At 57.4% G+C, this 19,000-nt stretch carries 21 protein-coding genes; 6 read left to right on the forward strand and 15 right to left on the reverse strand.

Annotation, left to right across the window (positions count from 1 at the left end; genetic code table 11):
- The first annotated feature begins 2 nt into the window (after nt 1–2).
- Both sseA and GVO84_RS16590 read left to right on the forward strand, forming a co-directional pair.
- Nucleotides 3–848, forward strand: coding sequence for a 3-mercaptopyruvate sulfurtransferase (gene sseA / locus GVO84_RS16585; protein WP_159514693.1), 846 nt, complete (start codon nt 3–5; stop codon nt 846–848).
- Nucleotides 848–1,618: a MurR/RpiR family transcriptional regulator gene (locus GVO84_RS16590; RefSeq protein ID WP_159514694.1), complete on the forward strand. Its 771-nt coding sequence runs from the start codon at nt 848–850 to the stop codon at nt 1,616–1,618. Before sseA ends, GVO84_RS16590 begins: the two co-directional genes overlap by 1 nt.
- Before the next feature lie 17 nt (nt 1,619–1,635).
- On the opposite strand, the gene sseB is transcribed toward GVO84_RS16590, so the two are convergent.
- The 11 genes from sseB to trmJ form a co-directional block, all read right to left on the reverse strand.
- Nucleotides 1,636–2,412 carry an enhanced serine sensitivity protein SseB gene (gene sseB, locus GVO84_RS16595; RefSeq protein ID WP_029741156.1) on the reverse strand — a complete coding sequence of 259 codons (777 nt, stop codon included), beginning with the start codon at nt 2,410–2,412 and terminating at the stop codon, nt 1,636–1,638.
- 111 nt (nt 2,413–2,523) lie between these two features.
- On the reverse strand, nt 2,524–3,810 hold the full coding sequence (gene pepB, locus GVO84_RS16600; RefSeq protein ID WP_121425143.1) for an aminopeptidase PepB: 1,287 nt from the start codon (nt 3,808–3,810) through the stop codon (nt 2,524–2,526).
- A gap of 60 nt (nt 3,811–3,870) precedes the next feature.
- A complete protein-coding gene (gene iscX, locus GVO84_RS16605) occupies nt 3,871–4,071 on the reverse strand; it encodes a Fe-S cluster assembly protein IscX (protein WP_003860650.1) in 201 nt (66 codons plus the stop codon).
- 1 nt (nt 4,072) lies between these two features.
- Nucleotides 4,073–4,408: an ISC system 2Fe-2S type ferredoxin gene (fdx, locus tag GVO84_RS16610; RefSeq protein WP_003860652.1), complete on the reverse strand. Its 336-nt coding sequence runs from the start codon at nt 4,406–4,408 to the stop codon at nt 4,073–4,075.
- A gap of 1 nt (nt 4,409) precedes the next feature.
- Nucleotides 4,410–6,260 (reverse strand): Fe-S protein assembly chaperone HscA, encoded by a 1,851-nt coding sequence (gene hscA / locus GVO84_RS16615; RefSeq protein ID WP_159514695.1) that lies wholly within the window; start codon nt 6,258–6,260, stop codon nt 4,410–4,412.
- 14 nt (nt 6,261–6,274) lie between these two features.
- A complete protein-coding gene (hscB, locus tag GVO84_RS16620; RefSeq protein ID WP_159514696.1) occupies nt 6,275–6,790 on the reverse strand; it encodes a co-chaperone HscB in 516 nt (171 codons plus the stop codon).
- Nucleotides 6,791–6,869: 79 nt separating this feature from the next.
- Complete coding sequence (gene iscA, locus GVO84_RS16625; protein WP_003860659.1) at nt 6,870–7,193, reverse strand: iron-sulfur cluster assembly protein IscA; 324 nt, start codon at nt 7,191–7,193, stop codon at nt 6,870–6,872.
- 13 nt (nt 7,194–7,206) lie between these two features.
- Entirely contained in the window at nt 7,207–7,593 is a 387-nt protein-coding gene (iscU, locus tag GVO84_RS16630) for a Fe-S cluster assembly scaffold IscU (protein WP_003860661.1), read from the reverse strand.
- A 24-nt stretch (nt 7,594–7,617) separates the two neighbouring features.
- Nucleotides 7,618–8,832, reverse strand: coding sequence for a cysteine desulfurase (gene iscS, locus GVO84_RS16635; RefSeq protein WP_008502157.1), 1,215 nt, complete (start codon nt 8,830–8,832; stop codon nt 7,618–7,620).
- A gap of 117 nt (nt 8,833–8,949) precedes the next feature.
- Entirely contained in the window at nt 8,950–9,441 is a 492-nt protein-coding gene (gene iscR, locus GVO84_RS16640) for a Fe-S cluster assembly transcriptional regulator IscR (RefSeq protein ID WP_023308826.1), read from the reverse strand.
- A 231-nt stretch (nt 9,442–9,672) separates the two neighbouring features.
- Complete coding sequence (trmJ, locus tag GVO84_RS16645; protein ID WP_023333041.1) at nt 9,673–10,398, reverse strand: tRNA (cytosine(32)/uridine(32)-2'-O)-methyltransferase TrmJ; 726 nt, start codon at nt 10,396–10,398, stop codon at nt 9,673–9,675.
- Between the two features lie 131 nt (nt 10,399–10,529).
- Here trmJ and suhB point away from each other — a divergent pair, with 131 nt between their 5' ends.
- Complete coding sequence (gene suhB / locus GVO84_RS16650) at nt 10,530–11,333, forward strand: inositol-1-monophosphatase (protein WP_003860668.1); 804 nt, start codon at nt 10,530–10,532, stop codon at nt 11,331–11,333.
- Nucleotides 11,334–11,392: 59 nt separating this feature from the next.
- On the opposite strand, the gene GVO84_RS16655 is transcribed toward suhB, so the two are convergent.
- Nucleotides 11,393–12,373 (reverse strand): nickel/cobalt transporter, encoded by a 981-nt coding sequence (locus GVO84_RS16655; protein WP_159514697.1) that lies wholly within the window; start codon nt 12,371–12,373, stop codon nt 11,393–11,395.
- Nucleotides 12,364–13,002, reverse strand: coding sequence for a DUF1007 family protein (locus GVO84_RS16660; RefSeq protein WP_159514698.1), 639 nt, complete (start codon nt 13,000–13,002; stop codon nt 12,364–12,366). The genes GVO84_RS16655 and GVO84_RS16660 overlap by 10 nt, the downstream gene beginning before the upstream one ends.
- A 125-nt stretch (nt 13,003–13,127) precedes the next feature.
- On the opposite strand from GVO84_RS16660, the gene csiE reads away from it, so the two are divergent.
- On the forward strand, nt 13,128–14,405 hold the full coding sequence (csiE, locus tag GVO84_RS16665) for a stationary phase inducible protein CsiE (RefSeq protein ID WP_121425139.1): 1,278 nt from the start codon (nt 13,128–13,130) through the stop codon (nt 14,403–14,405).
- Here csiE and GVO84_RS16670 read toward each other — a convergent pair.
- Nucleotides 14,400–15,545: a 3-phenylpropionate MFS transporter gene (locus tag GVO84_RS16670; RefSeq protein ID WP_159514699.1), complete on the reverse strand. Its 1,146-nt coding sequence runs from the start codon at nt 15,543–15,545 to the stop codon at nt 14,400–14,402. The two genes, csiE and GVO84_RS16670, sit on opposite strands and share 6 nt — an antisense overlap.
- A gap of 173 nt (nt 15,546–15,718) precedes the next feature.
- On the opposite strand from GVO84_RS16670, the gene GVO84_RS16675 reads away from it, so the two are divergent.
- Nucleotides 15,719–16,141: a DoxX family protein gene (locus GVO84_RS16675; protein WP_159514700.1), complete on the forward strand. Its 423-nt coding sequence runs from the start codon at nt 15,719–15,721 to the stop codon at nt 16,139–16,141.
- 54 nt (nt 16,142–16,195) lie between these two features.
- Here GVO84_RS16675 and glyA read toward each other — a convergent pair whose 3' ends face one another.
- A complete protein-coding gene (gene glyA, locus GVO84_RS16680; protein WP_029741146.1) occupies nt 16,196–17,449 on the reverse strand; it encodes a serine hydroxymethyltransferase in 1,254 nt (417 codons plus the stop codon).
- Between the two features lie 304 nt (nt 17,450–17,753).
- On the opposite strand from glyA, the gene hmpA reads away from it, so the two are divergent.
- Entirely contained in the window at nt 17,754–18,944 is a 1,191-nt protein-coding gene (gene hmpA, locus GVO84_RS16685; RefSeq protein ID WP_159514701.1) for an NO-inducible flavohemoprotein, read from the forward strand.
- Nucleotides 18,945–19,000 lie beyond the last annotated feature (56 nt).

The raw sequence follows: 19,000 nt of genomic DNA on the forward strand, positions 1-19,000 counted from the left end.
CCATGTCCACCTCATATTTTGTCGCCGCCGACTGGCTGATTGAGCACGGTGACGATCCGGAAGTCCAGATTATTGACGCGCGTATGGCCCCGCCGGGGCAAGAGCATCGCGACGTGCCCGGTGAATACCGTGCCGGACATCTGCCTGGCGCGGTATTTTTTGATATCGAAGCCCTCTCCGATCACACCTCTCCCCTGCCGCACATGCTGCCGCGCCCGGAAGCATTTTCCGTGGCAATGCGCGAGCTGGGCGTCAGCAAAGACAAACACCTTGTTGTCTATGATGAAGGTAACCTTTTCTCCGCACCGCGCGCGTGGTGGATGCTGAAGAACTTCGGCGTGGAAAAAGTATCGATTCTGGCGGGCGGGCTGGCGGGCTGGAAGCGCGACGAGCTACCCCTTCAGCAGGGCGACGTGACGCTGCCGGAAGGCGAATTTGATGCCGCGTTCGACGCGCACGTGGTGAAACGCCTGACCGACGTACTGGTCGTGAGCCATGAAAAAACAGCGCAAATCGTCGATGCCCGTCCTGCTCCGCGCTTCAATGCCGAAGCGGATGAACCGCGTCCGGGGCTGAAGCGCGGACATATTCCGGGCGCGCTGAACGTACCGTGGGGCGACCTGGTGTTTGAGGGCGAGCTGAAAACCACCGACGAGCTGCGCGCTATTTTTGACCGTGCAGGCGTGGATTTACATCGTCCGATTATTGCCAGCTGCGGCTCCGGCGTCACGGCCTGCGTGGTGATCCTGGCGCTCGCCACGCTCGGCGCGAACGACGTCACGCTTTACGACGGCGCCTGGAGCGAATGGGGTGCGCGAGACGATCTGCCTGTCGAACCCGCGAAATAATGGATAACCGCCTGGCCACGCTGTTAACGCGCGGGGCATCGCTGACCCGTGCGGAGTATCGCGTCCTTGCCCACCTCACGGAGCATCCGCTGCTGGTGGGCAACATCACGGTGCGAGAGCTGGCGCAGTCGACCTTTGTTTCTACCGCCACCATCATGCGGCTGTGCCAGAAGCTGGGGTTCAGCGGCTTTAGCGAGTTTATCTGGCACTGCAAGCAGCTGCTCTCCGACACGCCGCACATAGCCGCCCAGGGGCAGTCGCTTCCTGAACTCCCTGCGCTGTTTAATCAGTTTATCGCCAACTACCAGCACACCTTCCAGTGGGTCACGCAGGAGAAGCGCCAGCAGTTTGCCGACCTGCTGCGCCAGAAAGAGAGCTTCTTTCTCTACGGCGCCGGGTTTTCCTATCTGTTTGCGGAGTACCTGACCAAGAAGCTGCAGGTGCTGGGCAAAACGGCGTTTATCTCCGGGCCGGGGGACAGCCGGAATATTTTCCTCAGCAACGCCGCCCGTTATCAGGTGTTTATTGCCGTCTCGCGCAGCGGCGAAACGGAACAGGTGCTGGATAAAGCGCGGATTGCCAAAAACGTCGGTATGACGATCGTCGCGTTTACCCGCGCCTCGGCCAACACGCTGGCGGGGATGGCGGACGTGCACTTTGCCCTCTATGACGAAGCGGTACACTTCGCCGCCGAAGCCGCGGGGGTGACGTCGTTTGAGTCGAATCTGGTGCTGCTGATGGATTTACTGCTGCTGGAAGCAACGGGGTGATATTCACCCCGCCGTAATCAGATGATGCGGTTAGTTTTGAGATCGCGCAGGAAGCCGCCCCAGCGACGCTCGTAGAACGGCGTGATGTGCTCGGTAATAAAGTGGCTGATGCCCTTCTCACCGTTCTTCACCTGGCAGATATCGATCGGCTCATCGCCCGGCAACGTGTCGGTCGCCACGCTTCCCGCAGCCTGAATTATCTCGTCGATATCGCCGTCCGCCTCAATACCAATCAGCAGAACCGGATGCTCGTCCGCGCGCTCTTTAATGGAGCAGAGAAACGCACGCCTGACGGGCTTGAGCGTTTTGAACAGCGTGGTCAGGGAATCGATCATCTGCGCGGGCGGCTCGGCCACTTCAGACAGCAGCAGCGTTTCGCCCCCTTCCAGCACTTCCTGGGTGCTGAGCGGGTTGCCCTCTTCGCCAATCAGGTGGCTGATTTCACGCGGCGTGAACTCTTTCCCGGTCGGCAGTTTAGCGTTGAGGAACAGCGTCTGACCCAGCGTCATTTCAAACAGGGTACGCACCGGCATTACCACGAACGCCTGTTCGTCTTCTACCGCTTCCTGCAGGGCTTCCAGCGAGGTAAAGAACGGGATCACCGACGTGCCGTCGTCTTTTTCCCAGTGCAGCAGATCCAGCGCGCTGTCTTCGACAACCTGCTCACCTTCCGCCGCGGTGCCCGGCACCCAGACGGTGGATTCCAGCAGCGTGCGGAAAAATGCCGGACGGTGGGCGGGCTCGGTCGCCGCCTGCTCCAGCAGGGTTTCTAATTCGTTTTTGGTTTCGGACATAACAATTCCAGATGATGCATTTCCCCCTCACCCCGGCCCTCTCCCTCAAGGGAGAGGGAGCAAACCATCCCCTCTCCCTGTGGGAGAGGGTTAGGGTGAGGGCAATGACGATTACTCAGCCGTCAGCAGGTTCGCCACGGTACGCACGCCCAGACCGGTCGCGCCCGCAGACCACTGCTCAACCGCCGCTTTACGGTACGTTGCGGAACAGTCGATATGCAGCCAGCCTTCGTGGTAGTTCTCAACGAAGTGGGACAGGAAGCCTGCTGCAGTGCTTGCACCCGCCGGATACGCCGCGCTCGCGGTGTTATTCAGCTCGGCAAAGTTGGACGGCAGCTGGCTGCGGTGGAACTCGGCCAGCGGCAGACGCCAGAACGGTTCGTTTTCCGCAGCGGCGCTTGCCAGCAGGCGAGCAGCCAGCTTGTCGTCAAAGCTGAACAGCGCATGGTAGTCGTTGCCCAGCGCCGTTTTCGCCGCGCCGGTCAGGGTCGCCATGTCGATAATCAGCTCTGGCTTCTGCGCAGAAGCGTCGATCAGGCCATCGGCCAGCACCAGACGGCCTTCGGCGTCGGTGTTCATCACTTCGACGTTTTTGCCGTTGCGGTAGCGAATGATGTCGCCCAGCTTGAAGGCGTTACCGCTCACCATGTTGTCCGCGCAGCAGAGATACAGCTTCACGCGCTTGTTCAGACCGCGAGTAATGGCAAACGCCAGCGCGCCGGTGATGGTTGCCGCGCCGCCCATGTCGGACTTCATGGAGTCCATGAACGCGCTCTGCTTCAGGCTGTAGCCGCCGGTATCGAAGGTGATGCCTTTACCCACCAGGCAGGCAAAGACCGGTGCCGCTTTATCGCCGGTTGGGTTGTAATCCAGCGCCAGCAGGACCGGAGGACGCTCAGAACCACGGCCCACGGTGTGGATACCCATGTAGTTCTGCTCGCGCAGGTCTTCACCTTTGGTGATGCGGTAGGACATTTTGTCGCCCGCCACGCCGCACAGCAGGTCAACCGCACGCTGCGCCAGCTGCTCTGGGCCTAACTCTTCCGCCGGGGCGTTGATGGTGTCGCGCACCCAGTCGATAATTTGCAGGCGGTTTTCCAGCTCTTTCTGACCGGCGGCATCGAGGTTTGCCCACTCAATTTTGCGGGTGCCTTTCGGGCCCTTGTAGCCCGCCCAGAATGCCCAGCTGCGGTCGGTGTCCCAGCCTTCGCCTTCCAGGGAGACATGCTTAATGCCCAGCCCGTCAATTTTACGGGCGGCGCGCTGGATCAGGCCGGTATCATCTTTGCCGGTCAGGTGCAGGGTAATGCCGTCGTTATTAATGCTGTAGGTGGCTTTCTCGCCCCAGCGCGCGTCGGCAGGCTGATTCGAGAGCGTAATCTTCATCGCTTCGGTCATTTTATTTTTCCTTATTAGCAACTAGCAAACGGGCCGCCTGAAGGCAGCCCGTTATGTTATTTATTCTGCTTCATCTAACCAGACTAACAGAATCGCCTCCAGAATTTTTTCATTGGATGCGTTTGGATCGTCGTCGAAATCCTCTAAATCGCAGATCCACTGGTGCATGTCGGTGAATCGTACGGTCTTCGGATCGAGATCCGGGTTCGCGTCGTAGAGCGCTTCGCCGATTTCACGGCTGTCTGTCCACTTCAGTCCCATATCAATGCTCGCGTGCGTGGTTGATGGTGTAGCGTGGGAATTCCACGACCAGATCCTCATCGGTCACCGCGGCCTGACAGCTCAGGCGGCTGTCTGGCTCCAGACCCCATGCTTTATCCAGCATGTCGTCTTCGTCTTCGGTGCTCTCGGCGAGAGAGTCAAAACCTTCACGCACGATGCAGTGGCAGGTGGTGCAGGCACAGGATTTTTCACAGGCGTGTTCCACTTCGATACCTGCACGCAGGGCAACATCGAGAATGGTTTCACCGGTCTTCGCTTCCAGAACAGCGCCATCCGGACAGAGGTCCGCATGAGGCAAAATTACAATCTTTGGCATATTAAACCTCGTCCACGGACTGGCCTTTCAGCGCGACGCGGACAGATTTGTCCATGCGGCGAGCAGCAAAGTCCTGGGTTTGTTTATCAACGTTTTTAATGGCTTCTTCTATTGCGTCAGCGTCATCGCCTACTGCGACAGCGCTTAAGTGCGCGGCAGCATCGTCAATCACCTGACGCTCAGCGGCGCTTAACAGCGCGGCATCGGCAGCAAGCGCGCCGTTCAGGCTTTCCAGCACGCGGGCGGCTTCAACTTTCTGTTCAGCCAGCATACGCGCCTTCACATCCTGCTCGGCGTAGCTCATTGAGTCCTGAATCATGGAGGCGATTTCGCCATCGGTCAGGCCGTAGGACGGCTTCACCTGGATGGACGATTCCACGCCGGTGGATTTTTCCATCGCCGTGACGCTCAGCAGGCCGTCCGCATCCACCTGGAAGGTAACGCGAATATGCGCCCCGCCTGCAGGCAGCGCCGGAATACCGCGCAGCGCAAAGCGCGCCAGAGAGCGGCAGTCCTGCACCAGCTCGCGTTCGCCCTGCATCACGTGGATGGACATCGCGGTCTGGCCGTCTTTGAAGGTGGTAAACTCCTGCGCGCGCGCAACCGGAATGGTGGTGTTACGCGGGATAACTTTCTCTACCAGGCCGCCCATGGTTTCTAACCCCAGCGACAGCGGGATGACGTCCAGCAGCAGCATTTCGCTGTCCGGCTTGTTGCCGACCAGAATATCGGCCTGGATTGCAGCGCCCACGGCAACCACTTTATCCGGGTCGATGGAGGTCAGCGGCGTGCGGCCAAAGAATTCGCCCACGCGCTCACGCACCAGCGGCACGCGGGTCGAACCGCCCACCATGACCACTTCCAGCACCTCGCTCGCCTCAACGCCCGCATCTTTCAATGCGCGACGGCAGGCCAGCAGCGTGCGTTTCACCAGGGAGGCAATCAGGTCGTCGAACTGGTCGCGGGTGATGTCACCCTGCCAGCCCGCAACGTTAACGGTAACCGTCTGCGCATCGCTCAGGGCGATTTTTGCGTCGATGGCTGCATCCAGCAGTTCACGCTGCACGCGCGCATCGCTGCGATCGCTGATGCCCGCCTGCTCGCGAATGTAGTCAGCCAGCAGATGGTCGAAGTCATCGCCGCCCAGCGCGGAATCCCCGCCAGTCGCCAGCACTTCAAACACCCCGCGGCTTAAGCGCAGGATCGAGATATCAAAAGTACCGCCGCCAAGATCGTAAACTGCAATGACCCCTTCCTGACCGGAGTCGAGGCCGTAGGCAATCGCCGCCGCCGTCGGTTCGTTCAGCAGGCGCAGCACGTGCAGGCCCGCCAGACGCGCGGCGTCTTTGGTGCCCTGACGCTGTGCATCGTCAAAATAGGCCGGAACGGTAATGACTACGCCGTCCAGATCGCCGCCGAGCGTCGCCGTCGCGCGCGCCGCCAGCGCTTTGAGGATGTCGGAGGAAACGCGAATCGGGTTCAGCAGACCGGCCGCGGTCGCGATCATCGGCAGGCCGTTTTCACTGGCCTGCAGCTGATACGGCAGATGCGGATAGCGGGTCTGAATATCGGTCAGCGAGCGGCCCATCATGCGCTTTACGGAGCTGATGGTGTTGGCCGGATCGCGCGCGGCGTTGGCGCGAGCGTCATAGCCGACCGCGTGACCCTGCTGCTGGTAGTGGACTACGGAAGGCAGCAGATGGCGGCCCTGCTCGTCGGCCAGCGTTTCCGCCTGGCCGCTGCGCACGGTCGCCACGAGGGAATTGGTGGTGCCCAGATCGATACCCACCGCCAGACGACGCTGGTGCGGTGCGGCACTTAAGCCAGGCTCACTAATTTGTAATAAGGCCATAATTGCTTCCGAAATTAAAAATCGAGCAGCTTTTCTTCGAGTTGTTCAGCACTGCTTCGCAGTTTATCGAGAAAACGGAGTTTGCGCACAGTATCTGCCGCCGCGTCCCAGGTCTCGTTGTTCAGTTGCTCCACCATCTGGTGATGGCGGGTATCGAACATGCCCTTCACGCGCGTGATGAAGCTTTCCAGACGCGCTTCGTCTTTGGCCTGTTCAATCTCATCCAGCTCTTCGCGAAGCTCCAGCTGTTCCATCAGAAACGCGGTGTCGCGCACGGTATGCTGTTCGCTCGCCAGGTCGAAACCGTGCAGCGAAAGCAGGTACTCAGCACGGCTCAGCGGATGGCGCAGCGTCTGCCAGGCCTGGTTGATGGTCGCAGAGTGCGAGACCGCAGCCAGTTGCTCTGACTGAGTACCACTGGCGAATTTATCCGGATGATACTGACGCTGCAGATCCTGAAAGCGGATCGTCAGCGCCTGCAGATCAATCGGGTAATGAGCGGGTAGTCCGAAGAGAGTGAAGTAATCCATAACAATCTCAGGGGTAGCCTGTTAGAACAAACCCCACGCGTAGCGGGTACGCCACGGTGGGGTTTCGGATGACGCGCGGTTAAACGTGGAAGCTTTCGCCGCAACCACACTCGTCTTTGACGTTCGGGTTCGTGAATTTGAACCCTTCGTTCAGGCCTTCTTTAACGAAGTCCAGCTGAGTGCCGTTGAGGAATTGCAGGCTTTTGCCATCGACCACCACCTTCACGCCCTTGTCTTCAAACACGGTGTCGTCAGACGCCGGTTCATCAACAAACTCCAGTACGTAAGCCATACCAGAACAGCCGGAGGTACGTACGCCCAGTCGCAGGCCAAAGCCTTTACCACGGTTCGCCAGAAAAGAGCTTACTCGCGCGGCAGCGCTGTCGCTAAGGGTAATCGACATACTCAAACCTCAATTATTTTGCTTCACGTTTGCTTTTGTAATCCGCAATGGCGGCTTTGATCGCGTCTTCTGCCAGAATTGAACAGTGAATTTTCACCGGTGGCAGTTCGAGTTCTTCAGCAATATCCGTGTTCTTGATTGCCTGTGCTTCGTCCAGAGACTTGCCCTTCACCCATTCGGTAACCAGGGAGCTGGACGCGATAGCAGAACCGCAGCCGTAGGTCTTGAAGCGCGCGTCCTCAATGATACCTTCATTGTTGACTTTAATCTGCAACTTCATCACGTCGCCACACGCCGGTGCGCCAACCATGCCGCTACCGACAGATTCGTCGCTGTTGTCAAAAGAGCCAACGTTGCGCGGGTTTTCGTAATGATCGATGACTTTTTCGCTGTATGCCATGATTGAATTCTCCTTATGTACCGATTAGTGATGTGACCATTCAATGCTGTTCAGATCCACGCCCTGCTTGAACATTTCCCACAGTGGAGAAAGGTCGCGCAGACGGCCGATGGAGTTGCGAACCAGCTTGATGGTGTAGTCAATCTCTTCTTCGGTAGTGAAACGACCTAAAGAGAAACGGATAGAGCTGTGTGCCAGCTCGTCGGTCATGCCCAGCGCGCGCAGCACGTAGGATGGCTCCAGGCTTGCAGACGTACAGGCAGAACCGGAAGAAACGGCCAGGTCTTTCAGCGCCATGATCAGCGATTCGCCTTCAACATAGTTGAAGCTGACGTTGAGGATGTTCGGAGCGCCCTGCTCGAGATCGCCGTTCAGATACACTTCTTCCATATCTTTCACGCCGTCCCACAGACGGTTACGCAGCGTGCGCAGGCGCGCCATCTCGGTTTCCATCTCTTCTTTTGCAATGCGGTACGCTTCGCCCATGCCCACGATCTGGTGGACAGGCAGCGTACCGGAACGCATGCCGCGCTCGTGACCGCCGCCGTGCATCTGTGCTTCGATGCGGATACGTGGCTTACGACGAACGTACAGCGCGCCGATGCCTTTCGGGCCATAGATTTTGTGGCCAGAGAAGGACATCAGGTCCACTTTCAGCTGGCTCAGGTCGATAGGCAGTTTGCCCACGCTCTGGGTCGCGTCCACGTGATAGATGATACCGCGCGCGCGGCACATTTCGCCGATGGTCGCGATGTCCTGTACCACGCCGATTTCGTTGTTGACGTGCATGATGGAAACCAGAATGGTGTCATCACGCATGGCCGCTTCGAGCTCTTTGAGGTCAATAATACCGTTGCTCTGTGGGGCGAGATAGGTTACTTCGTACCCTTCACGCTCCAGCTGGCGGCAGGTGTCCAGCACGGCTTTATGTTCGGTTTTGCTGGTGATGATGTGCTTGCCTTTTTTCTGATAAAAGTTGGCTGCACCTTTGATCGCCAGGTTGTCGGATTCGGTCGCACCGGAGGTGAAAACAATCTCACGCGGGTCGGCACCCACCAGGTCGGCGATCTGATTACGGGCGATATCAACCGCCTCTTCAGCATGCCAGCCAAAACGGTGTGAACGGGAAGCTGGGTTACCAAAGTTTCCGTCCAGGGTCAGACACTGCATCATTTTCTCGGCAACACGCGGGTCCACCGGCGTGGTTGCGGAGTAATCGAGATAAATCGGTAATTTCATTGCTCTTTAAACTCCGTACATCGCTTCAATGCAAGGAATCAGGCAACCGGCTGGATGTACGACCGAGTACGCGGGGCGTGACCGCCCCGGCCTGATTCTGAAATCTTTATCGTTTTATTACGCGCGCAGTTTGACGTCGATAGCGTCCTGCGCGCGGGTGCTGCGTTGGGAATCCTGACCGTGCTGACGACCAGAGACATCCAGAACTTCCTGGTTATTGACCAGTTCACCCAGGGTGATGTTGTTCAGGAAGCCGGTGAGACGGTCGCTCAGATCGCGCCACAGCGCGTGGGTCAGGCATTTGTCGCCGCCCTGGCAGCCGCCTTTACCCTGGCAACGGGTCGCGTCAACGGATTCGTCAACTGCGCTAATCACTTCACCAACTGCAATACTGCCCGCGTCTTTACCCAGCAGATAACCGCCGCCTGGGCCACGAACGCTGGAAACCAGTCCATTTTTACGCAGTCTGGAGAACAGCTGTTCCAGATAAGAGAGGGAGATCCCTTGTCGTTCAGAAATATCAGCCAACGGAACCGGGCCCGCTTCGGAGTTGAGCGCAACGTCCAGCATCGCGGTCACGGCATAACGCCCTTTAGATGTCAGTCTCATGTCTTACTTAACCTCAAACTCGCCCCTGCCCGGGGTTTTTTATAGTAAAATGGGGTATTGCATAGCAGGGCCAAGTCTGACATTCCTGACTAAAATGGTCAACTATTTACTTGACTGTTTTAGTCAGGTATTTAACCTTCCGTGCCGTTTTTTGTCGGGTGGCGCTTCGCTTACCCGACCTACGGTTTTGTAGGCCGGGTAAGCGAAGCGCCACCCGGCGAACAGACGACACTATTCCTTATTCTTCTGCTCAATCGACGCCAGAATTCCGCGCAGGATGTTGAGCTCCTGGCTTTCCGGGCGCGCGCGGGTAAACATACGGCGCAGCTTGTTCATTACCTGGCCCGGGTGGCCTTCACGGATAAAGCCGGTTGAGAGCAGCGTCTGCTCCAGGTGACCGTAGAAGCGCTCAAGATCGTCCACCAGCGGGTAGGCCGTCTCTTCTTTCGGTTCGACCGGTTTCTCCTGCGTCGCCAGCCACGCCATACGCACTTCATAGGCGATAACCTGCACCGCCATCGCCAGGTTCAGCGAGCTGTATTCCGGGTTCGCCGCGATGGCAACGTGATAGTGGCACTTCTGCAGCTCGTCGTTGGTCAGGCCAACGCGCTCGCGGCCAAACACCAGCGCAACCGGGGCCTGCTCCGCTTCTGAGACACTTTTCAGGCCGCATTCGCGCGGATCCAGCATCGGCCACGGCAGCGTGCGTGAACGCGCGCTCGTGCCGACAACGAGGCTGCAACCGGCCAGCGCTTCGTCAAGGGTGTCGACGATCTGGGCGTTGCCGATCACGTCGCTGGCACCGGCCGCCAGGGCGATGGCCTGCGAGTCTGGTTTCACCAGCGGGTTAACCAGCCACAGGTTTGTTAAGCCCATGGTTTTCATAGCGCGGGCAACGGAGCCCATGTTGCCGGTGTGCGATGTTTCGACCAGCACGATTCGAATGTTTTGCAGCATAATTTTTAATGTCTGAATTCAGCGTCTGAAGAATATTCGGGCATATTATCATAAACGGGAGACATAATCCGATCCCACTGCTATACTCTGCGCCGATTTTCCTGTTCTTTAACATCCAGTGAGAGAGACCGATGCATCCGATGCTGACCATCGCCGTGCGCGCAGCGCGCAAGGCGGGTAATGTAATTGCCAAACACTACGAAACGCCAGACTCCGTAGAAACCAGCCAGAAAGGCAGCAATGATTTCGTGACTAACGTCGATAAAGCCGCAGAAGCGATTATTATCGAAACGATCCGCAAATCTTACCCACAGCACACCATCATCACCGAAGAAAGCGGTGAACATGAAGGTACCGATCAGGATGTTCAATGGGTTATCGATCCACTGGATGGCACCACCAACTTCGTCAAACGCCTGCCACACTTCTCTGTGTCTATCGCAGTACGCATTAAAGGCCGTACTGAAGTCGCCGTTGTTTACGATCCAATGCGTAACGAACTGTTCACCGCTACCCGCGGTCAGGGCGCACAGCTGAATGGCTACCGTCTGCGCTGCAGCAACGCACGCGATCTGGACGGCACCATCCTGGCGACCGGTTTCCCGTTCAAGGCGAAACAGCACGCGACCACCTATATGAATATCCTGGGCAAACTGTTCACGGAATGCGCGGACTTCCGTCGCACCGGTTCTGCTGCGCTGGATCTGGCCTACGTGGCAACCGGCCGCGTTGACGGTTACTTCGAGCTGTCACTGAAGCCGTGGGACTTTGCTGCGGGCGAGCTGATCGCACGTGAAGCAGGCGCCATCGTGTGTGATTTCACCGGCGGCCATAACTATATGTCTACCGGCAACATCGTTGCGGGTAACCCACGCGTTGTTAAAGCCATGCTGGCAAACATGCGTGATGAACTGAGCGATGCGCTGAAGCGTTAATCCAGTTTGTTAAGCCCGGTGGCGCTACGCTTACCGGGCCTACAAAACCCCTCAGTACGTTAGAAAGGTCGTAATCCCCTTCCTACCGGCACCGCGCTCATCCACATCGTCACCGCCGCTACCAGCAGAATCACCCCGCCCGCCAGCGCGAGCGTTGTCCACCCGACCTGTCGCCACAATACCGGCGTTTTATTGCCGCTGAATTTGACCGCCAGCTGACGGAAGCTGTGTACCAGCAGCGCTAACGACGAAATAGTGAGAGACGTTCCTGCCGCCATCGCCAGCGCGGACAGCATTCCCCAGCCAAACACGCCTATCACCTTACTGAACAGCAGTACCATGATTGCCCCCGAACACGGGCGCATGCCCATCGAGAGAACAATCATCAGCCGCGCGCGCCAGTCGTCGCCGTTCTGCAACTGTTCCTGCGTGGGCAAATGCTGATGTCCGCAGCCGCAGTTTGCATCATGAACGTGGTGCGGCGTAAAGGTTTTGAATTTCGGTTTTTGCAGCAGCACGCGCAGCTTTTTCAGCGCCCGCCAGCAGAGGATCAGCCCCAGCACGCCCACCAGCGCGTAGCTCCCCTTCTCCAGCCAGAAGCTGCTCAGGTGCAGCTGGCGCGCGGGAAGCTGTAACAGCGAAAGCACCACCACGACGAGCGCAATCGCCACGCTGCCCTGAAGCAGCGAGGAGGCCAGCGTCAGGCCGATACTCGATTTGAGCTTCGACGGATGTGTGGCGAGCCAGGTTGTGATGACAATTTTGCCGTGCCCCGGACCCAGCGCGTGCAGAACGCCATAGATAAAGCTGAATGCCAGCAGGGAACCACCCGCTTTGGTCGGGTTCTCCGCCACCGCCTTCAGCAGACCGCTCATCTGCTGGTTGACCTCACGCTGCCAGACAATGCTTTTCATCATCACCTGCGGCCAGGCCTGCCACAGCCACAGGGCGCCGCAAACGGCGAACAGCAAAAAGAGCGCCAGCGGCCAGAGGTGAAGCCAGCGGCGCGGTTTCCGAACCGGAGAGGAGATCACTGACATTGTAACGTCACCTCCTGCGCGAACTGTTTACCCAACTCCATGTCCTCAGGCGGTGCATCTTCTTTATCAAGCGAGACTGCAAAGTTCAGCGTCTCCTCGCTGGGTTTCGGGGTGTGCACGCCAATTTTGCAGTTTTTTTGCAAAGCATCCGGCAGCCGTACGTCGCTGTCTTTGTCGTAGCGCATGTCGACATAGTAGGTAGGGTCAAAGGTGGAAAAGCGGTACGTTTGCCCCACCAGCGGCTGCGGATGCGCCAGAGGAAGCACGAACGTCAGCACCGCCTGATGCCCGTCACGCGTCATACCGTATTCCGTTGGCCGGTTAAGAAATTTGACCTTCTGCCCGTTGTGCCAGAATTCCGTGAAGTAGTGCTGGCCGAGCACGTTGGCCATCACTTCCGCCGCCAGCTTTTTCCAGATTTCGTCGCCGGGCTTCGCGTTTCCCGCATCGTAGAGCAGATCGGCCGAGGTGATTTCATCCATCGTCCAGCGCATCTTCAGGCCGCTCAGCTGCGTGCCGTCGGTGACCAGCTCCGTCTGGAGGTCAATAAAACTGTGAGGGTGTGCGCTGGCGGTGAAGCTGATAGCCGCCAAAAATACCGCCATCGCACTTTGTTTAACTGTTTGCATCAATTCCTCACGTCAAAAATTCTGTGATGTTCCCCAGCAATCCTGAGTGAAAGGCCTGCCGGCGCGCTTTTCAGCGCTCATCCTTTAGCTATTCTTATCAAACATTCACACTGGATACCCGACAGATGATGACGACGCTTGAAATTCCATCTGTGCTTTCCAGTTCGCAGCGCCGCTGCCAGGTGCTTTTGATGCTTTACCTGCCCGATGCTGCCGTCACCGCACAGAGCATCATTGCTGCCAACGGGGTTGACGACGCGATGGCACGGCAAGATATAGCCGAGACGCGCGATGAAATCCAGCGCTATCACCGGCTGGACATCGTCACGCATCACGACGGCAGCTACCGGATTGAAGGCACAGCCCTGAATCAGCGTTTATGCCTGCTGCACTGGCTGCGTCGGGCGCTGCGGCTTTGCCCGCAGTTTGTCTCGCACCAGTTTACCCCCGCATTAAAAACCGCGCTTAAACAACACGGCATTGCGCGGCCGCTTTACGACGATGCGAACCTGCGGGCGCTGATCGGCTTCTGCTCACGCAAGCTGCAGCGCCAGTTTGAATGCCGCGACGTCCAGTTTTTACAGCTCTATTTACAATACTGTCTTATTCAGCACCAGCTTGGGAATACGCCACAGTTTTCTCACGTTCAGCGCAGCTGGACCCAATCGAGAGGGGAATATTTTACGGCCCAGGAGATTGTGCGTCACTGGAGACGGCGCGTGCCGCAGGGTGCGCACGGGGATGAACAGCTGTTTCTGGCGCTGCTGTTTATGATGCTCCGCACGCCCGATCCGGTGCTCGATAAACACCAGCAGGATCAGCGCTTGCGCCGCGCCATCGTGCGCATGGTCGCCCGTTTTCGCTCGCAGACCGGGATGAACTTCAGCGACGAGCAAGGGCTGACCGATCAGCTGTATATCCATCTTGCTCAGGCGCTGGATCGCTCGCTGTTTGAGATCGGCATCGACACTAGCCTGCCGGAGGAGATCCATCGTCTCTATCCCCGGCTGTTACGCACCACAAAGGAAGCGCTGTTTGAGCTGGAGGCGGAATTTGGGCTGCGTTTTTCTGATGAAGAGATGAGCCTTGTCGCGGTGATTTTCGGTGCCTGGCTGATGCAGGAGACCGATCTGCACGAAAAACAGGTGATCCTGCTGACGGGAGACGATAAGGCCAGCGAGGACCTGATTGAACAGCAGCTTCGCGAGCTGACGCTGCTGCCGCTCAATATTCGCTATCTGACGCTGCAGGCTTTCCAGAAAGAGGGGGCACCGCGCGAGGCCGCGCTGGTTATCACCCCCTACCCTACCGTCCTGCCGCTGTTCTCGCCGCCGCTGATCCATGCCGTTGAGACATTGAACGCGCAACAGCAAGAACATATTCGCGCCATGCTGGAATCATAGCGACGCGCGAGCGGCCACTTTAGGGCGAACAACGATTGCGGGTAAGGCGACCAGCGCCATCACCCAGAATACGCCATGCCCCAGATGCTGGTAGAGGAACCCCGCAAAGACCGTCATGATCGCGATACTGCCCCCCATTGCAACCGCCGAATACACCGCCTGCAGGCGAATAACGTCCCCGCACTCGCGCGCAGCGATATAGCGCATCGCCGCCAGATGACACACGGTGAACGTACCGCAGTGAAGGATCTGCGCCACAATCAGCCACGGCAGTTCGGTCGTCCAGCCCATAATGCCCCAGCGCACCACGCCGCACACAGCGGAAAGCAGCAGCAGGTCTCGCGCGCCAAAGCGACGGAACAGCTTCTTGCTCAGGGCGAAGATAATGACTTCGGCCACCACGCCCAGCGACCACAGATAGCCCACGGCGGAAGCAGAATATCCCGCCCCCTGCCAGTAGATGGCGCTGAACCCATAGTACGCCGCATGCGCCCCCTGAAGCAGACAGACACACGCCAGAAAGCGCCAGCTTTGTGCTACCAGGCTCCGCCAGGCGGGCCAGCCTGCGCTCTCCTGATGGCGGCTTTCCCCCTGCGGCATTATCGACGGCCGCAGCAGCATACCCAGCAGCATTGAGGCAATACCGATACTCAGCAGGGCGAGAATGGCGCGGTAATCGTAAAGGCTGACCAGTTTACCCACCAGCGCGGAGCCAATCACAAAGGCAATAGAGCCCCACAGGCGCACGCGCCCATAGTCCATGGTGATCTGCTTTTGCCAGGTGTTCGCCAGGGCATCCGTCAGCGGTACCAGCGGGGAGAAGAACAGGTTAAAGCCGACCATTACCACCATCAGCCAGGCAAACTGGTGGCTGACCCAGAAGCAGGCAACAAAGACCAGCGTCAGCAGAGCAAGAATGCGCACAGCCTTGATCAGCAAGGAGGGATCGCTGACGCGCGGGGCAATCAGCAGGCTGCCGAGGAAACGCGCCACCAGCCCGGCCCCCAACAGGACACCGATGGTCTCGGGAGTCAGGCCGATACCCTTGAGCCAGACGCTCCAGAAGGGCAGAAAAATACCGTAGCTAAAGAAATAGGTGAAATAACTGAGCGCCAGCCAGCGCGTGGAATGCAAGACCATGAATCCCTCCCGAAATCGAGGCCATAGTCTGGCGAGAATATAAAAATTAAGCAAGTCGATAGCCTGCTATAAATTAACGAAAAATTAACATCTTGTGCAGTCGCCTGGCTTATGGCAGGGAATGAAAATATGTATTACGTTTAAATTACTCCACTTGCAGAGGTTTTTCTGCCATGAACTCACTACGTTATTTCGATTTCGGTCAGTCACGTCACCTGCTGCTGCTGATTGGCCGCATCGCGCTTGTCGTACTGTTTATTATCTTTGGTTATCCAAAACTGACGGGGTTTAGCGGCACCGTACAATATATGACCTCGCTGGGTTCGCCGATGCCCATGCTGGCGGCCATTATTGCGGTGGTGATGGAAGTGCCTGCCGCCATCCTGATCGTGCTGGGCTTTTTCACCCGTCCTCTCGCGGTACTGTTTGTATTCTATACCCTCGGAACGGCGGTGATTGGACACCACTACTGGGATATGACCGGTGATGCGGTCGTGCCAAATATGATTAACTTCTATAAGAACGTCAGCATTGCTGGCGCCTTTATTTTGCTGGCCATTGTCGGACCGGGGGCCATTTCCCTCGACCGGCGTTAAGCCATAAAAAAAGGCCGCAAGCGCGGCCTTTTTTATTTCTGCAAAGCAGAGGAATTATGCGTATACCGGGAAGCGTGCGCAGATATCCAGAACTTTACCTTTGACGCGCTCGATTACCGCTTCGTCATTGATGTTGTCCAGAACGTCACACATCCAGCCAGCCAGCTCTTTCACTTCCGCTTCTTTAAAGCCGCGGCGAGTCACGGCCGGAGAACCGATACGGATACCGGAGGTCACGAACGGGCTCTTCGGATCGTTTGGCACGCTGTTTTTGTTCACGGTGATGTTGGCGCGGCCCAGGGCAGCGTCAGCTTCTTTACCGGTCAGGTTCTTATCAACCAGATCAAGCAGGAACAGGTGGTTTTCGGTACCGCCGGATACCACTTTGTAGCCACGGTTCAGGAACACTTCCACCATCGCTTTGGCGTTTTTAGCAACCTGCTGCTGATAAACCTTGAACTCTGGCTCCATCGCTTCTTTCAGCGCTACCGCTTTAGCCGCGATAACGTGCATCAGCGGGCCGCCCTGCGCGCTTGGGAACACAGCGGAGTTCAGTTTCTTATACAGATCTTCGTCACCGCCTTTCGCCAGGATCAGGCCACCGCGTGGACCCGCCAGGGTTTTGTGGGTGGTGGTGGTCACAACGTGAGCGTGTGGAACCGGGTTCGGGTAAACGCCAGCGGCAATCAGGCCCGCAACGTGCGCCATATCAACGAACAGGTAAGCACCGATGCTGTCCGCGATTTCACGCATTTTTGCCCAGTCAACGATACCGGAGTAAGCAGAGAAGCCACCGATGATCATCTTCGGTTTGTGCTCTTTAGCCTGCTTCGCCATGTCTTCGTAGTCAATTTTACCGGACTCATCAATACCGTAAGGGATGATGTTGTACAGTTTGCCGGAGAAGTTAACCGGGGAGCCGTGAGTCAGGTGGCCACCCTGCGCCAGGTTCATACCCAGAACGGTATCGCCCGGCTGCAGCAGCGCGGTGTAGACCGCGAAGTTAGCCTGAGAGCCAGAGTGCGGCTGCACGTTCGCGTAGTCAGCGCCAAAGAGTTCTTTCGCACGGTCGATAGCCAGCTGCTCAACGATATCAACGTACTCGCAACCGCCGTAGTAGCGTTTGCCCGGGTAACCTTCAGCATATTTGTTAGTCAGCTGAGAACCCTGCGCCTGCATGACGCGCGGGCTGGTGTAGTTTTCGGAGGCGATCAGTTCGATGTGCTCTTCCTGACGTACTTTTTCCTGCTCCATAGCCTGCCACAGTTCGGCATCATAATCGGCAATGTTCATTTCACGCTTTAACATCCGCATCTCCTGACTCAGCTAACAAGTAAATTTTGGCCTGAAAAGGCAGTCCTGTTGGACGACGGGCAACAGTATAACTGATTAGTTCTGTGATAACAGGTCTTGACAAACGATTTTACGCAAACGTTTTCCTATGCGCCACGCAAGGGTTTGAGGAATAAAGCTCTCGTCATTTCCAGCGGATTTCTTTTCAGGTTTGTGATGCACATTTTTCATCTTGCAAAGAACCATTTACAACGCAGGGATATTTTTTATAAGATGCATTTAAAATACATCATTAAAGTCACATCAGAAGGATGCGCTCATGCTCGACGCCCAAACCATCGCTACCGTTAAAGCCACCATTCCCCTGCTGGTGGAAACCGGCCCTAAACTCACCGCCCATTTCTACGATCGCATGTTCACGCACAACCCGGAGCTCAAAGAAATTTTCAACATGAGCAACCAGCGTAACGGCGATCAGCGCGAAGCGCTGTTCAACGCCATCGCGGCCTACGCCAGTAATATTGAAAACCTGGCCGCACTGCTACCTGCGGTAGAAAAGATTGCGCAGAAACATACCAGCTTCCAGATCCAACCCGAGCAGTACAACATTGTGGGTAGCCACCTGCTGGCCACGCTGGACGAAATGTTCAGCCCGGGCCAGGAGGTGCTGGACGCGTGGGGTAAAGCCTACGGCGTGCTGGCAAACGTGTTTATCAACCGTGAAGCACAGATCTACAGCGAAAACGCCAGCAAGAACGGCGGCTGGGAAGGCACGCGAGCCTTCCGCATCGTCGAGAAAACCCCGCGCAGCGCATTAATTACCAGCTTTGAATTTGAGCCGGTGGACGGACAGCCGGTTGCCGATTACCAGCCAGGCCAGTATCTGGGCGTGTGGCTGAAGCCTGAAGGCTTCCCGCATCAGGAGATCCGCCAGTATTCTCTTACCCGCAAGCCAAACGGCAAAGGCTACCGCATTGCCGTGAAGCGTGAGGACGGCGGTCAGGTCTCCAACTGGCTCCACAACGAAGCTAACGTGGGCGACGTGGTTCATCTGGCCGCGCCGGCGGGCGATTTCTTTATGGCCGTTGAAGCGAATACCCCGGTTACGCTGATCTCTGCGGGCGTCGGCCAAACGCCAATGCTGGCGATGCTCGATACGCTGGCGAAAGCAAACCACGGTGCGCAGGTCAACTGGTTCCACGCTGCGGAAAACGGTGACTTACACGCCTTTGCGGATGAAGTGAAAACGCTCGGGGCGTCCCTGCCGCGCTTCACCGCGCACACCTGGTATCGCCTGCCGACGGATGCAGACCGCGCAGCCGCACGGTTTGACAGCGAAGGTCTGATGAATTTAAGCCAGATGGAAGGGGCGTTTAGCGCGCCGGACATGCAGTTCTACGTCTGCGGGCCGGTGGCGTTTATGCAGTATGCCGCGCAGCAGCTGGTGGGGCTGGGTGTGAACAAAGACAACATACATTACGAATGTTTCGGGCCGCATAAGGTGCTGTAATGAAAAAGCCCCTCGAACGAGGGGCTTTTTTTCGCCGGGTGGCGGCTGCGCCTTAC

This window comes from Enterobacter sp. SM3, assembly GCF_009811935.2.
Classification (GTDB): Bacteria; Pseudomonadota; Gammaproteobacteria; order Enterobacterales; family Enterobacteriaceae; genus Enterobacter; species Enterobacter asburiae_D.

What these genes read in the sequence shown, in the direction of transcription:
- sseA (WP_159514693.1), top strand. Translation starts at nt 3, where the DNA reads ATGTCCACCTCATATTTTGTCGCCGCCGACTGGCTGATTGAGCACGGT.
- GVO84_RS16590 (WP_159514694.1), top strand. Translation starts at nt 848, where the DNA reads ATGGATAACCGCCTGGCCACGCTGTTAACGCGCGGGGCATCGCTGACC.
- sseB (WP_029741156.1), bottom strand. Translation starts at nt 2,412, where the DNA reads ATGTCCGAAACCAAAAACGAATTAGAAACCCTGCTGGAGCAGGCGGCG.
- pepB (WP_121425143.1), bottom strand. Translation starts at nt 3,810, where the DNA reads ATGACCGAAGCGATGAAGATTACGCTCTCGAATCAGCCTGCCGACGCG.
- iscX (WP_003860650.1), bottom strand. Translation starts at nt 4,071, where the DNA reads ATGGGACTGAAGTGGACAGACAGCCGTGAAATCGGCGAAGCGCTCTAC.
- fdx (WP_003860652.1), bottom strand. Translation starts at nt 4,408, where the DNA reads ATGCCAAAGATTGTAATTTTGCCTCATGCGGACCTCTGTCCGGATGGC.
- hscA (WP_159514695.1), bottom strand. Translation starts at nt 6,260, where the DNA reads ATGGCCTTATTACAAATTAGTGAGCCTGGCTTAAGTGCCGCACCGCAC.
- hscB (WP_159514696.1), bottom strand. Translation starts at nt 6,790, where the DNA reads ATGGATTACTTCACTCTCTTCGGACTACCCGCTCATTACCCGATTGAT.
- iscA (WP_003860659.1), bottom strand. Translation starts at nt 7,193, where the DNA reads ATGTCGATTACCCTTAGCGACAGCGCTGCCGCGCGAGTAAGCTCTTTT.
- iscU (WP_003860661.1), bottom strand. Translation starts at nt 7,593, where the DNA reads ATGGCATACAGCGAAAAAGTCATCGATCATTACGAAAACCCGCGCAAC.
- iscS (WP_008502157.1), bottom strand. Translation starts at nt 8,832, where the DNA reads ATGAAATTACCGATTTATCTCGATTACTCCGCAACCACGCCGGTGGAC.
- iscR (WP_023308826.1), bottom strand. Translation starts at nt 9,441, where the DNA reads ATGAGACTGACATCTAAAGGGCGTTATGCCGTGACCGCGATGCTGGAC.
- trmJ (WP_023333041.1), bottom strand. Translation starts at nt 10,398, where the DNA reads ATGCTGCAAAACATTCGAATCGTGCTGGTCGAAACATCGCACACCGGC.
- suhB (WP_003860668.1), top strand. Translation starts at nt 10,530, where the DNA reads ATGCATCCGATGCTGACCATCGCCGTGCGCGCAGCGCGCAAGGCGGGT.
- GVO84_RS16655 (WP_159514697.1), bottom strand. Translation starts at nt 12,373, where the DNA reads ATGTCAGTGATCTCCTCTCCGGTTCGGAAACCGCGCCGCTGGCTTCAC.
- GVO84_RS16660 (WP_159514698.1), bottom strand. Translation starts at nt 13,002, where the DNA reads ATGCAAACAGTTAAACAAAGTGCGATGGCGGTATTTTTGGCGGCTATC.
- csiE (WP_121425139.1), top strand. Translation starts at nt 13,128, where the DNA reads ATGATGACGACGCTTGAAATTCCATCTGTGCTTTCCAGTTCGCAGCGC.
- GVO84_RS16670 (WP_159514699.1), bottom strand. Translation starts at nt 15,545, where the DNA reads ATGGTCTTGCATTCCACGCGCTGGCTGGCGCTCAGTTATTTCACCTAT.
- GVO84_RS16675 (WP_159514700.1), top strand. Translation starts at nt 15,719, where the DNA reads ATGAACTCACTACGTTATTTCGATTTCGGTCAGTCACGTCACCTGCTG.
- glyA (WP_029741146.1), bottom strand. Translation starts at nt 17,449, where the DNA reads ATGTTAAAGCGTGAAATGAACATTGCCGATTATGATGCCGAACTGTGG.
- hmpA (WP_159514701.1), top strand. Translation starts at nt 17,754, where the DNA reads ATGCTCGACGCCCAAACCATCGCTACCGTTAAAGCCACCATTCCCCTG.